The organism is Pseudomonas sp. GL-B-26 (assembly GCF_019947405.1).
GTDB lineage: Bacteria > Pseudomonadota > Gammaproteobacteria > Pseudomonadales > Pseudomonadaceae > Aquipseudomonas.
On the sequence record NZ_JAGYGJ010000066.1, the window covers coordinates 1 to 13,634 of the forward strand.

General features: G+C 60.6%; 11 protein-coding genes. 7 read left to right on the forward strand and 4 right to left on the reverse strand.

The features are described 5' to 3' along the window. The first annotated feature begins 260 nt into the window (after positions 1-260). Positions 261-1,709 carry a nucleobase:cation symporter-2 family protein gene (locus KGB23_RS28020; RefSeq protein ID WP_223433393.1) on the forward strand — a complete coding sequence of 483 codons (1,449 nt, stop codon included), beginning with the start codon at positions 261-263 and terminating at the stop codon, positions 1,707-1,709. 53 nt (positions 1,710-1,762) lie between these two features. Then, the gene (locus tag KGB23_RS28025; protein ID WP_223433394.1) at positions 1,763-2,419 is read left to right on the forward strand and encodes a TetR/AcrR family transcriptional regulator; all 657 of its coding nucleotides are present in this window, start codon (positions 1,763-1,765) and stop codon (positions 2,417-2,419) included. A 79-nt stretch (positions 2,420-2,498) separates the two neighbouring features. Here KGB23_RS28025 and KGB23_RS28030 read toward each other — a convergent pair whose 3' ends face one another. The 4 genes from KGB23_RS28030 to KGB23_RS28045 all read right to left on the reverse strand — a co-directional run bounded on the left by KGB23_RS28030 (position 2,499) and on the right by KGB23_RS28045 (position 8,433). Continuing rightward, complete coding sequence (locus KGB23_RS28030; protein WP_223433395.1) at positions 2,499-6,047, reverse strand: molybdopterin cofactor-binding domain-containing protein; 3,549 nt, start codon at positions 6,045-6,047, stop codon at positions 2,499-2,501. A gap of 16 nt (positions 6,048-6,063) precedes the next feature. Then, the gene (locus KGB23_RS28035) at positions 6,064-6,540 is read right to left on the reverse strand and encodes a (2Fe-2S)-binding protein (protein ID WP_056739967.1); all 477 of its coding nucleotides are present in this window, start codon (positions 6,538-6,540) and stop codon (positions 6,064-6,066) included. A 161-nt stretch (positions 6,541-6,701) separates the two neighbouring features. Further along, positions 6,702-7,148, reverse strand: coding sequence for a MarR family winged helix-turn-helix transcriptional regulator (locus KGB23_RS28040; RefSeq protein ID WP_223433396.1), 447 nt, complete (start codon positions 7,146-7,148; stop codon positions 6,702-6,704). Positions 7,149-7,374: 226 nt separating this feature from the next. Next, on the reverse strand, positions 7,375-8,433 hold the full coding sequence (locus KGB23_RS28045) for a 2,5-dihydroxypyridine 5,6-dioxygenase (RefSeq protein ID WP_223433397.1): 1,059 nt from the start codon (positions 8,431-8,433) through the stop codon (positions 7,375-7,377). A 312-nt stretch (positions 8,434-8,745) separates the two neighbouring features. Here KGB23_RS28045 and KGB23_RS28050 point away from each other — a divergent pair, with 312 nt between their 5' ends. The 5 genes from KGB23_RS28050 to KGB23_RS28070 all read left to right on the forward strand — a co-directional run bounded on the left by KGB23_RS28050 (position 8,746) and on the right by KGB23_RS28070 (position 13,598). Beyond that, positions 8,746-9,894: an FAD-dependent monooxygenase gene (locus KGB23_RS28050; RefSeq protein WP_223433398.1), complete on the forward strand. Its 1,149-nt coding sequence runs from the start codon at positions 8,746-8,748 to the stop codon at positions 9,892-9,894. Further along, positions 9,891-10,709 (forward strand): alpha/beta fold hydrolase, encoded by an 819-nt coding sequence (locus KGB23_RS28055; protein WP_223433399.1) that lies wholly within the window; start codon positions 9,891-9,893, stop codon positions 10,707-10,709. The genes KGB23_RS28050 and KGB23_RS28055 overlap by 4 nt, the downstream gene beginning before the upstream one ends. Before the next feature lie 19 nt (positions 10,710-10,728). Then, on the forward strand, positions 10,729-11,481 hold the full coding sequence (locus KGB23_RS28060) for an Asp/Glu racemase (RefSeq protein ID WP_223433400.1): 753 nt from the start codon (positions 10,729-10,731) through the stop codon (positions 11,479-11,481). A gap of 12 nt (positions 11,482-11,493) precedes the next feature. Continuing rightward, on the forward strand, positions 11,494-12,126 hold the full coding sequence (locus tag KGB23_RS28065) for an N-carbamoylsarcosine amidohydrolase (protein WP_223433401.1): 633 nt from the start codon (positions 11,494-11,496) through the stop codon (positions 12,124-12,126). Between the two features lie 161 nt (positions 12,127-12,287). Next, on the forward strand, positions 12,288-13,598 hold the full coding sequence (locus tag KGB23_RS28070) for an MFS transporter (RefSeq protein WP_134102126.1): 1,311 nt from the start codon (positions 12,288-12,290) through the stop codon (positions 13,596-13,598). Positions 13,599-13,634 lie beyond the last annotated feature (36 nt).

The following is a 13,634-nucleotide window of genomic DNA, read 5'->3' on the forward strand; positions in this document are numbered from 1 at the left end:
AGTAATCCATCTCCACAACCAAACGGATCGCCTCCGCTTTTTCCTCAGATGTAACAACCCGATATCCCATGATGATTCCTAAAGTCGACGCTCCTACATCATGGTCCAAAAATATTCGACCACTACACGGCAGCTCCTACAGGGGATCGCGTTCCAAATGTAGGAGCTGTCGAGTGAAACGAGGCTGCGATCTTTTGATCTTTTGCCGGTTTCTGGCATCCTGCGCCTCCATTTTTTGACCTGGCCCTGGCGCATTCCTCGTGACCTCATCCGAACACGCAAAACCCCGGCCCCGCTCCGACCTGATTTACGGCCTCGACGACCGTCCGCATCTGACCGCCACCGTCTTCGCCGCCCTGCAACACGTACTCGCGAGTTTCGTCGGCATCATCACCCCGACGCTGATCATGGGTGGCGCCCTCGGCCTGCAAAGCGAAGTGCCGTACCTGATCAGCATGGCGCTGTTCGTCTCGGGGCTGGGCACGTTTGTTCAGGCACGACGTTTCGGCCCGATCGGTTCCGGCCTGCTGTGTTTGCAAGGCACCAGCTTCTCATTCATCAGCGTGATTCTCAGTGCCGGTTTCATGGTCAAGGCCCGGGGTGGCGGCACCGATGAGATTCTGTCGACGATCTTTGGTGTGTGCTTTTTCGCCGCCTTCATCGAAGTGGTATTGAGCCAGTTCATCGGCAAATTGCGGATGCTGATCACCCCGGTGGTGACCGGCACGATCATCACGCTGATGGGCCTGTCACTGATCAAAGTCGCCATGACCGACATCGCCGGCGGTTTCGGTGCGGCGGACCTCGGCGCGGCCAGTCACCTGGCCCTGGCGGCCTTGGTGCTCGGAACGATTGTGGTGCTGAACCGGGCCGATGTGCCGTTCCTGCGCCTCGGCGCAATCGTCATCGGCCTGACCCTCGGCTATGTCGTGGCCTGGTTGATGGGTGACGTCAACTTCGCCAGCCTGCCCGACGTACCGCTGATGAGCGTACCGGTGCCGTTCAAGTACGGTTTTAACTTCGATTGGGTGGCGTTTGTACCAGTGGCGGTGATTTTCCTGGTGTCGCCGCTGGAAGCCGCCGGTGACTTGACCGCCAACTCGATGATTTCCCGGCAGCCCGTCAAAGGCCCGATCTACCTCCGCCGGATCAAGTCAGGCCTGCTCGCCGACGGCCTGAACTCGGCCATGGCCGCCGTGTTCAACAGCATGCCGATGGTGACCTTCGCCCAGAACAACGGCGTGATTCAGCTCACCGGCGTGGCCAGCCGCTACGTGGCGTTCTTCATTGCCGGTCTGTTGGTGGTGCTGGGGTTGTTCCCGATGATCGGCGCGGTGCTGCAACTGATGCCCAAACCGGTACTCGGTGGTGCTGAACTGGTGATGTTCGGCACCGTCGCTGTCGCCGGGATCAAGATCCTAGCCGAAGCCGGCCTGCATCGACGCAACATGCTGATCGTTTCGATTTCGCTCGGCATGGGTCTGGGTGTCGCGGCGGTTCCGGAAGTGCTGCGCGAGTTGCCGAAGGCGCTGCACAACATCTTCGAATCGCCGATCACCGTCGGCGCATTGTGCGCAATCGTGCTGAATATCTTCCTGCCTGAAGAATTCATTGAGCTGGAAGAGGACGACTTCGATCCGGAAGCCTCGATCCTGCAAGTCATGGAAAATCCGCCGGCCACTGAAACCGCCGCCAGCCTGAACCGCTGATGGGACCGTGCTACATTCGTTGCGACTCCGCTTGGTAGAAGGTTGACCGCACGTTGAACAAGAAAACCGGCATCCGGGCCGCCCAGGCCCATCAAACCCGAACCCGGATTCTCGAAGCGGCCGTGAAGGTGTTCACCCGCGACGGCTACTCCGGGGGGCGGGTGGAAAGCATTTCCCGCGAAGCCGATTCCAACGACCGCATGCTCTATTACTACTTCGGCAGCAAAGAGCAGTTGTTCATCTGCGTGCTGGAACACACCTATGAGCAATTCAATAAAGCCGAAAGCCAGCTCAAGCTGGACCTGAGCACACCGCTGTTGGCCCTGCAGGATCTGGTGGCGTTCGTCTGGAACTACTACGTCGAACACCCGGAATTCGTCGCCATCCTCAGTAACGAAAACCTGCATAACGGCAAGCACGCCCAACAATCCAGCGAGTTGCGCCGGTTGTCGGGAGAAGCGGTCGGCGTATTGCGACCAATCATTGAGGCGGGTCAGGTTCAGGGTTTGTTTCGTCAGGACCTGGACATCAAGCATGTGTATCTGATGATCGCCTCGCTTTGTTATTTCTATAACTCCAATCGGCATACGCTCAGTTCCTTCCTTGGGGAGGATCTGGCGGACAAGGGGCAGCGGGAGGATTGGTTGGGGTTTATCAAGGATCTGGTGCTTCGGGGGGTGATGAAGTTGCCCGACGAGCATCTGGGGTGACTGGGCCGGCCTCATCGCGAGCAAGCTCGCTCCCACAAAGGTTGCGCTGAACCTGGAGCGAGGTTTGCCCGCGATACTTTTAATGGCTCCCTGGATTAGCCCGCAGATGTGCAACCTTCTGTTCCAACCCTTCCCAACCCGGCGCATTTGAAGCAAACCGATTACGCAAAAACGCCGCCAGTTCCGCCACCTGCGTATTGGACAGGCTGTCCTTGAAACCTGGCATGTAGCCCAGGTCCTTGGTGGCCGGTGCATCGATGCCTTGCAGGATGACCTTGATCAGGTTGTCCGGTTGATCGCTGTGCACATTGGTATTGCTCGCCAGAGACGGACTCACACCAAACAGTTTCGGCCCCAGGCCATCAGCGTGACAGGCCTTGCACGAACCTTCGAACACCCGCTGACCGTTGCTCAATGACAGGCTGGCCACCGGGCGCGTGACCCTCTCCACCACTTGCGCTTCAGCCGGCGCGTCGTTGAGTGACGCCAGGTACACCGCCATCGCCCGGATATCCGTCTTGGGCAATTTCGCCAGTTCACTGACCACCGGCCCCATGGGCCCGGTCGCCACGCCATGGGCGTCGGAATAGCCGGTGCTGAGATAGTCGAACAGCTGATTCTCCGTCCACGGCGTTGGCGCTTTCGACAAACCGTTCAGCGCCGGCGCTTCCCAGCCATCGACCGTGCCGCCAGCCAGGAACGATGCACCGCCCTTCTCCGCGCCCATCAGGTTACGTGGCGAATGACAGGCGGCGCAGTGGCCCAGACCGTTGACCAGGTAGGCGCCGCGATTCCATTGCTCGCTACGTTCTGGCTGCACGCTGATCTCGCCCCGGCGCAAAAACAGCGAATTCCACCCGGCCATCAACGGCCGCAGATTGAATGGAAAACGCATATTGTTGGCTGTCGCGGGTTGGCTGACCGGCGCTTGTGACATCAGGTACGCATACAGCGCCTGCATGTCGGCATCGTTGATATTGCGAAACGCGGTGTAGGGAAACGCCGGGTACAGATTGCGCCCGTCGCGGCCGATGCCGTCGCGCATCGCACGCTCGAACGCCGGGTACGACCAGTTGCCGATGCCGGTCTTCACATCCGGCGTGATGTTGCTGCTGTAGAGCGTGCCAAACGGCGTCTGCATCGCCAGGCCTCCGGCATTGGTCGCGCCACCCGGCGCGGTATGGCAAACCGCGCAATCGCCGACCGCCGCCAGCAACCGGCCGCGCTCAAGGGTTGCTGCCGACCAGGTGCCGGCACTTGGCGGGGCAATCGGCGCGATTTCACCGTGATACGGCCACGCGGTGGCGGCCATACCGAGTACCGCGCCGAACGCCGCAAACAGCGAACCGAACAGCCACTTCGAGCGTTTGGCCGGCGACTTCGGTGGCTCGTCACAAGTGCCGGCATTCAACGCCGCCAGCACCCGTTCCGGGGTAATCGGCAGTTCGCGAAAACGAATCCCGGTGGCGTCATAAATGGCGTTGGCAATCGCCGCCGCACTCGGCACCGAGGCGGACTCACCGGCGCCCATCGGCGGCTGGTCCTGACGCGGCATCATCAAGACGTCGATCTGCGGCACTTCAGGGAAGGTCAGGATTGGATAACCGCCCCACTCCTTGCTGGCGACGGTGGACTCCTCGAAAGTCACCCGCTCCTTGAGCACCCGACTGGTGGATTGAATGACGTTGCCGTGGATCTGATGCTGTACGCCCGCCGGGTTGATCATCATCCCCGAGTCATGACCGATCACCACCCGCGTGACGGACACATCACCGGTCTGGCGATCCACCGCCACGTCCGCTACCCATGCGGCCCACGCCGCACCGAATCCGGGGAATTTGCTGTGGATGTAGCGCGCGTAGGCAAAGCCGCGACCGCGCAGGAACTGATCGTCGTTCGGGGTTTGCATCGGCGCGGTGCGCGGGGTCCAGGCGGCGCGCTCGGCGGTGGATTTCACCAGGTCGATGGCGCGCTCATCGCGCAGATAACGCAGTCGGTACTCCACCGGATCGACGCCCGCCGCGAACGCCAGTTCATCGATGTACGACTCGTGGGCGAAGGTATTGGGCAGCGCCGACACCCCGCGCATCCATGAAGCCCGGACAATCGGCGCCATGTCATTGATGGTCACGCGCAGGTGTTCGAAGTCATAAGGAGGGATCGACGTGCGATCGCCCATCTCGAACATCGCCGCCACCGGCTCTACCCGTCCGGTCAACAGCAAAGCCAGAGTCGGCGCGCCGTTGGACGGGTAGCTGGTCTGGAAATCGTAAGCAGCCACACTGCCATCGGCGTTCAAACCGCCGTCGACGTCCATCAGTTGTGCGGTGCCCTTGGGTTCCCACAGATGCTCCTGCTCGCGGGTCAATTGCACCCGCACCGGTTTGCCCACGGCGCGGGACAACAGCAAGGCATCGGCGCAGACATCGTCGGCACAGTTACGCCCATAACAGCCCGACGCTTCCATGCGAACAATCTCGATCGATTCTTCTGCGCACTCCAGCAACCAGGCGAGATCCGCTCGCAGCAAATGCGGATTCTGGCTTCCGGACCACACACGACTGCCCGACGACTGATAGTCCGCCAACCCGCAAGACGGGCCGATAGAGCCATGCATCTGATACGGCCACAGATACGTGCGCGGCATACGCTGATGGGCCCCGGCCAAGGCGTCATCGACGTTGCCCTGATCGAGAACGACGCGCTGTACTCGCGGGTTATCGCGGATGGCCTGCTCGACATTACTCATGTCCGGCAATTTATGGTTCCAGGCTTTCCATGTGATTTTCAACGCCTGGGCGGCCTTGATCGCCTGTTCTTCGCGCAGCGCCACCACCCCGACGAAATCACGAATCACCACCACCGCCACGATCCCGGAAATATGCGCGATGGAGGACTCATCGACCTCCAGCAGGCTGTTGCCGACGAATTCGCCGCAATCGAGCCCGGCATAGGGCGGGCGAATCACCCGGCCGTGGAGCATGTCCGGCAGCCGCATGTCGTGCACGTAAGTCAGTTCGCCAGTGGCCTTGGCCGGAATATCCACCCGCGCGGCGCCCTTGCCGACCAGCCGATAATCTTCGGCAGGTTTGTGTGGCGCGGTGCCTGAGAGGCGCAGTTCAACATGATCACCGCGCACCAGATCGGCGTAGGACGTGGTGCGTCCGTCCGCTGCGACTATCACCCCGGCCTCGACCTTCAGACTGCCCGCCTCCACCGACCAGCGTTCTGCCGCCCGCTCCAGCAGAAAACGCCGGGCCTCCGCAGCCGCATTGCGCAATGGGATCGCGGAAATCTGCAGAGTGGCGCTGGCGATGGTCGCGCCCTGATTGGGCACACGTTCGGTGTCGCCCAGCACCATGCACACCTGATCGAGTTGCAGGTCCAGTTCTTCGGCGACGATCTGCGCCAGCGAAGTGCGGATACCGGTGCCGAGGTCAACATGCCCGTTGAAGGCATACACCCGTGCGTCATCGCTGATGGCGATGAACAGCCCCAGTTCCTTGGGTTTGATCAGCGGCGTACCGCCTTTGGCCACCGGGCCTGATGGCGGCAGGATGTCGTCGACGATCAGCAGAACGCCGGTCTTGGCCAGCCATTGGTCGCGGGTGGGGATTGCGTCAGTCATGGTCATCGATCCACGTTCAAGGCGTTTGACGGGCGGCTCGCAGCACCGCGCGGAGGATTTCGATATGGGTGCCGCATCGGCAAAGATTGGCCGAGAGTTCGTTGCGGATCTGGGTTTCGCTGGGGTGCGGGATGCGGTCGAGCAAGGCCTTGGCGGTCATGATCATGCCGTTGAGGCAGTAGCCGCATTGCGCCGCCTGCTCATCGATAAAGGCTTGTTGCACCGGGTGCGGATCGGCGCGGTTGCCGAGCCCTTCGAGGGTGACGATCTGCCGGTCGACCGCGCCAGCCAGCGGAAACACGCAAGAGCGCGCCGCCACGCCGTCGATGATCACCGTGCACGCGCCGCACTCGCCCAGGCCGCAACCGTACTTGGGGCCGTTGAGTTGCAGGTCATTGCGCAGGATCAGCAATAACGGCGTATCCGCCATCGCGGTGACGGTGCTGGTGTGGCCGTTGACCTCAAGCGCTACCGTGATTTCCTGGCTTGTCATTCGCTTCGCCCGCTTCAGTTGATGAAGTATCCGCTACACCAAAAGATCGAAGAAAAGGTCGCGGGCCAGAATCAGTTTGTGGCGTCGCGACACACTCGAGTGGTGAAGTGGTTACTACATGAAAAGAGAGCAAAAACGATGCCAAAGACCGAATGCGCTGATCAGTCCTGTGGGTCGTCGATCATCTTGCGCAGCAAAAACAGCACGGCGACCTGCTCTGCCGGGTTGAGGTTGCTCATGGTCAGCTCGGTGATTTTCCCGGCACAGGGCACGGTTTGCTGCACCAGACGGTCGCCGGCTTCGGACAGGCCGACAATCACTTTGCGCCGGTCCTGCGGGTCGGGTTCGAGGGTGATCAGCTCCCGGGCCTTGAGCCGCTCGACAATGCCGCGAATGGTCGCTTGATCCACGGCTGTGGCTTTGACCAGTTCAGTCAACGAACTGGGGCCGTGATCACGCACGGCGCACAGGGTGACGAACTGCACCGCGGTGAGCTGGGAGTCGCCGACGTTCTGCTGAAAAATCGCCATGTGCCGTTGATAGGCCTTGCGGAGCAAATGCCCGACTTGTTCGGAGAAAACGTAGGAGGAATCAGGAGTTTCTGACACGACAGACTCGAAAAGCGAAAAGTGGTGGGAAGGCATGATGGACAGGTTGGCGGGTGGACTCAAGCGTGATATTGGCCTTAAGGGACAGCACCAAACCCTTGTGGGAGCGGGCTTGCTCGCGAATGCGGTGTGTCAGTTGACATAGATGTCGGCTGACACGGCCCCTTCGCGAGCAAGCCCGCTCCCACATTTGATCAGCGCTGACCACAACATGTGTGTCTGGCAACTAATCCTTGTAAACCCGCGAAGCCTCGGGTGCGATCACATCCCCACCAATCACCACCGCCTGGTCATCCAGGTACACATCGCAATGGCGCAATGGAATATCCAGGTGACACGGGGTTTTGCGGGTGCCACCAACTTCGGTATTCGGTCCGGTTGAGAACAGGAAGTTGCCGTAGAACGCCCGGGCATCCATGCACATGCCATCGTTTTTGTCGTGCAGCCCCATGGCAGTCCACTGCGCCCGTGGCTGCAAGCCCCAGCCGATATGGGAAATACCGTAGACCTCTGGATCGTTGAAGTACTTCATGTAGTCACGCAGGTATTCGGCCTCGAAACCGCCATGGATCGAGGTGATGAAGCCCTTCTCGATTTCCAGGGTGATTTTCTCCCGGGTGTAGTTCTTGAACGGCAGCACAATGTCGCCGACATCCAGCACCAGCACGCCTTCGGCGGTTTCTTCGTTGGGCCAGGAGAACAGAAAGCCGCTGGGCCAGTGATCCCAGCGCCCCGGTTCATCAGCGAAACCGTACTCGGTGACTGAAGGATATTGCCCCAGCGCCGCGCGGAAATCGCTGCCGGCGCGGGAGGTGACGTGGATTGATCTGGCCTGTTTGAGCAGTTGCTCCGCCGCCATCACCCGCACCTTGTCGGCCTCGGTCGGCAGCATTCGCGCCAGGACTTCCGGGGGTTCGACGGCCAACAGAATCCGAGTGCCGGTCTTGAGGATCTGCTCCTGCTCCGGTGAGTGCAGCAGCATCATCGTGTCGACGATCAAGTCCGCCGCTTCCAGCGCCCGCTGCGCCGCGATATTGCCGGTCAGCGCGGTATCGCCGCAGTAGGCCGTCATGTCATTGCCCATGGCGGTTGGGTGGTTGAACGAAGGCAACTCCACCGCGTAGACCTTGGCTCCCAACCGCTGGGCCGCCTCCATCGCCGCACGCACGGTACGCGGGTTCGAATAGTGGCTCTTGAGTACGGCGACGCTCTGGGTCGGGTCGACCTTCGACAGCTTCAACACGTGTTCGAACATCTGGGTCAATTCGCAATCGCTTACCGGCATTTTCCTGTCTCCTCGATCGTTTGTTGCGCACCAAGTCGAGGCGCCCCGCCTCACTCCAGTGCATTTTTATAGCGTATACACCATTTGCTAACGATAAGACCCTAAAAGCAGGCTGACTGCAAGCACCAAGCCATAACGTTACCAACCCACACAAACCCAATATTTACGGGTTACATTTGGTGACTACAGACAAACAAGTCTGAAAATTATTTTTTCCAAACGGCTCTTTCTTTTTAAAAAATATAGCGTATACACTTTAAAAACCTTGCGACGACATCGCCAGTGACCATTCGAAAAAGAGGAACAATCCCTATGGCAAGAACACAGAAAATCGCCATCGTCGGTGCGGGTCTTGGCGGTGCTGCCGCTGCGACGCTGCTACAACAAGCCGGGTTCGAGGTGGACATCTACGAACAGGCCCCCGAGTTCTCCCGCCTCGGTGCCGGGATACACATGGGCCCCAACATCATGAAAATCTTCCGGCGCATGGGCATCGAGCAACAGCTCGACCTGATGGGTTCGCACCCGGATCACTGGTTCAGTCGTGACGGTTTGAGTGGCGATTACCTGTCACGCATCCCATTGGGAGATTTCGCTCGCAAGGAATACGGCGCGTCCTACATCACCGTGCACCGCGGCGACCTGCACGCCCTGCAGATGTCGACGATCAAACCCGGCACTGTGCACTTCAACAAACGCCTGGAAACCCTCGAAGAAACCGACAGCCAGGTGCGCCTGACCTTCAGCGATGGCGAAGTGACCTACGCCGACATCGTCATCGGCGCCGACGGCATCAATTCGAAGATTCGTGAAGAGTTGCTCGGCGCGGAAAAACCGCTGTACAGCGGCTGGGTAGCGCACCGCGCGCTGATCCGTGGCGATCAACTGGCCAAATACGACTTGAAGTTCGAAGACTGCATCAAGTGGTGGACCGAGGATCGGCACATGATGGTCTACTACACCACCGGCAAGCGCGACGAGTACTACTACGTGACCGGCGTGCCACACCCGGAGTGGGATTTCCAGGGCGCGTTCGTCGACAGCAGCCGCGAAGAAATGTTTGAGGCGTTCCAGGGGTATCACCCGACGGTCCAGGCGCTGATCGAATCCACCGAAAGCGTCACCAAATGGCCGTTGCGCAACCGCAGCCCGTTGCCGCTGTGGAGCCGTGGGCGACTGGTGCTGCTGGGTGACGCTTGCCACCCGATGAAGCCGCACATGGCCCAGGGCGCCGGCATGGCCATCGAAGACGCCGCGATGCTCACCCGCTGCCTGCAGGAAACCGGGCTCGGCGATTACCGCACTGCGTTCGAACTCTATGAAGCCAACCGCAAGGAACGCGCCTCCCGCGTGCAATCTGTGTCCAACGCCAACACTTGGCTGCGCACCCAGGAAGATCCGGCCTGGGTTTACGGCTATGACCTGTACGCCCAGCCGCTGAAATCGGGGGTAGCCGCGTGAGTACGTTCATCCATGGCGGTAACGTCCAGGCCAACGGTATTCGCCAGCACTACCTGCGCTATGGCGGTAAAGGCCCGGCGCTGATTCTGATTCCCGGCATCACCAGCCCGGCGATCACCTGGGGCTTTGTCGCGGAGCGCTTAGGCGAGCATTTCGACACTTATGTGCTGGACGTCCGTGGTCGTGGCCTCTCCTCCACCGGGCCCGAGCTGGACTACAGCGTTGACGCCTGCGCCGACGACATCGGCGCTTTCGCACAGGCCATGAGTCTCGACAACTACCACTTGGTCGGCCATTCCATGGGCGCCCGCTTTGCCGTGCGCAGCGCGGTGCGGCATCCGGTCGGGGTGAACCGTCTGGTATTGATCGATCCACCGGTGTCCGGCCCTGGTCGGCGCGAATACCCGAGCAAACTGCCGTGGTACGTCGATTCGATCCGCCAGTCCTTGGTAGGAATGGACTTTGATGCGATGCGCGCCTTCTGCGCCACCTGGACCGACGAGCAACTGCAGCTGCGCGCCGAGTGGCTGCACACCTGCTACGAGCCGGCAATCGTGCAGGCCTTCAACGATTTCCATGAGGTGGATTTCCATCAGGACCTGCCGAAACTCCAGGCCCCGGCGTTACTGATGATCGCCGGCCGTGGTGGTGTTATTCAGCCCGAGGACGAAGCGGAAATACTCGACCTGCAACCGAACATTCGCAGTGTCCACGTCGAAAACGCCGGGCACATGATTCCTTGGGATGACCTCGAAGGCTTCTTCGCCGCCTTCGGTGACTTCCTCGGTCCACGTCTGAATCCAACCCTTAATTAAAAGCCATCGGGAGACTTTTATGCTCACGCCTTACCGCATTGGCCAGATCGTGCCGAGCTCCAACACCACCATGGAAACCGAGATCCCGGCGATGCTCACCGCGCGTCAGTTGATCCGCCCCGAGCGCTTCACCTTTCACTCCAGCCGCATGCGCATGAAGCAAGTGCGCAAGGAAGAGCTGGCGGCGATGGACGGCGAATCCGACCGCTGCGCCGTGGAATTGTCCGACGCCAAGGTCGACGTATTGGGTTACGCGTGCCTGGTGGCGATCATGGCCATGGGTCTGGGTTATCACCGCAAATCCGAGCAACGGCTGCGCAAGGCCACCGCCGATAACGACGGCAACGCGCCAGTCATTACCAGCGCCGGCGCCTTGATCGAAGGCTTGAAAGTGCTGGGCGCCAAACGCATCGCTATCGTCGCGCCGTACATGAAACCCCTCACCGAACTGGTGGTGGATTACATCCGCGCAGAAGGCTTCGAAGTCGTGGACTGGCGCGCCCTGGAAATTCCCGACAACCTCGCCGTGGCCCGTCACGATCCGGCGAATCTGCCGGGCATCGTGGCCGGTATGAACCTGGAAGGCGTCGACGTGATCGTGCTCTCGGCCTGCGTGCAGATGCAGTCACTGCCCGTGGTGGCGCAAGTCGAAGCGCAAACCGGCAAACCGGTGCTCACCGCCGCCATTGCCACCACCTACGCCATGCTCACGGCCCTGGACCTGGAACCGATTGTTCCCGGTGCGGGCGCCCTGCTCTCCGGCGCCTATTAAAAGGTGAGCAACATGAACGAACAAACCGCCAGCGACAACTATCAGGGCGTGTGGGGCCTGCGCATCGGTTTCGGCCAGAAAGCCGCGTTGCTGATGATCGATTTCATGCGCGGCTACACCACCGAAGGGGCGCCGCTGTTCGCACCCGGCGTGGTCAGTGCCGTGGCCGAAAGTGTTGAACTGTTGGCCAGCGCCCGCCGTCAGGGCATCCCGGTGGTGCACACCAATATCCGCTACCATCCCGGCCATTTCGCCGACGGTGGCATCTGGGTTAAAAAAGCCCCGGTGATGAAAGATATGGTCGAGGGCAACCCCTTGGCGGCGTTTTGCGAAGAGGTACTGCCCCAGGAGGATGAAGTGGTGATCAGCAAGCAATACGCCAGTGCCTTTTTCGGCAGCAGCCTGGCCTCGATGCTGCACGCTCAAGGCATCGACACCGTGGTGCTGGCCGGTTGCTCCACCAGCGGCTGCATTCGGGCGACAGCGGTGGACGCCGTACAACACGGCTTTCGCACCATCGTCGTGCGCGAGTGCGTCGGCGACCGGCATTCGGCGCCCCATGAAGCCAACCTGTTCGATATCGACAGCAAATACGGCGATGTCGTCAGCAAACAGGAGGCCATCGCCCACTTCGAGAAAAGCTGATGCGCACCACAAGAACCGCGCCATAGAGCGCAGGTCTTCGATAAAACTGAGGGTACGCCCTCAGTCTTCTGATACTGCCTTTGGACGCCGCTTTCAGCGCGCCAGAGCGCTGGAAAAAAGCGGCTGTATAAAAACCATAAGTCACCGCCAGGAGACACCCGATGCCCATTGCGAATGCAGCACCTGCGACCACGGTCGCCGACCCGATTCAAGCGCTTTACCACAAGATCACCTGGAAGCTGATCCCTTTCCTGTGCTTCTGCTACCTGGCCGCGTACCTCGACCGGATCAATATCGGCTTCGCCAAACTGCAGATGCTCGATCAACTGCACTTCAGCGAAACCGCCTTCGGCCTCGGAGCCGGCCTGTTTTTTGTCGGCTACATCCTGTTCGAGGTGCCGAGCAACCTGGTGCTGGAGAAAGTCGGCGCCAAGATCTGGATCGCCCGCATCATGATCACCTGGGGCCTGCTGTCGGCCTGCACCATGCTCGTGACGTCCACCACTCAGTTCTACATCCTGCGTTTCTTGCTCGGTGCCGCCGAAGCAGGCTTTCTGCCCGGCGTTCTGTATTACCTGACGACCTGGTTTCCGACCTATCGACGGGGCCGCATCATCGCCTTGTTCATGATCGGCCTGCCGCTGTCCAGCGTCATTGGTGGCCCGCTGTCCGGCTGGGTCATGGGTTATTTCGATAACTTTGGCGGCCTGCATGGCTGGCAATGGCTGTTCCTCATCGAAGCGGTGCCGAGTGTCATGCTGGGCGTGCTGACCTTCTGGGCCCTGCCCAACAACTATCGCCAGGCCAAATGGCTCAACGACGATGAAAAAAACCTGCTGGAGCAAGAACTGCGCGCCGATGAAGCCAGTGGCGGGGACAGCAAACACAGTTTTCGCGATGGCTTCTTCAACCTGAAAGTCTGGATGCTCGGCGGGATCGACTTCTCGATCCTGCTCAGTGCCTATGCCATGGGTTTCTGGATGCCGACCTTCATCCGCAATGCAGGCATCATCGACACGTTCCACATCGGTGTACTCACGGCGCTGCCGAGCATCGCCGCGTTGTTGGGCATGCTGTTGATCGGCGCCAGCTCCGACAAACACCGCGAACGTCGCTGGCACATCATCGTGCCGTTTCTGGTGGGCGCCGCCGCCATGGCCAGTGCGCCGTTCTTCGTCCACAACGTGGTGGCGACCGTGGCCCTGTTCGCCATCGCGTCGGCGGCGATCATCGGCGCAGTGCCGGTGTTCTTCAGTCTGCCGGCGACCTTTCTCAAAGGCACCGCGGCGGCCACCGGCTTCGCCCTCGCCTGCTCGTTGGCGAACATCGCCGGGCTGGTCAGCAACTCGCTGATGGGGGTCGCCATCGACGTGACCGGCAGCAGTGCCGGCGCGCTGTGGTTCTTTGCCGGCTGCCTGATTCTCAGCAGCTTTCTGGTGATCGCCTTGCCGGCCAAACTGGTCAACCGCTGACACCACACTGCCCCTGTGGGAGCGGGCTTGCTCGCG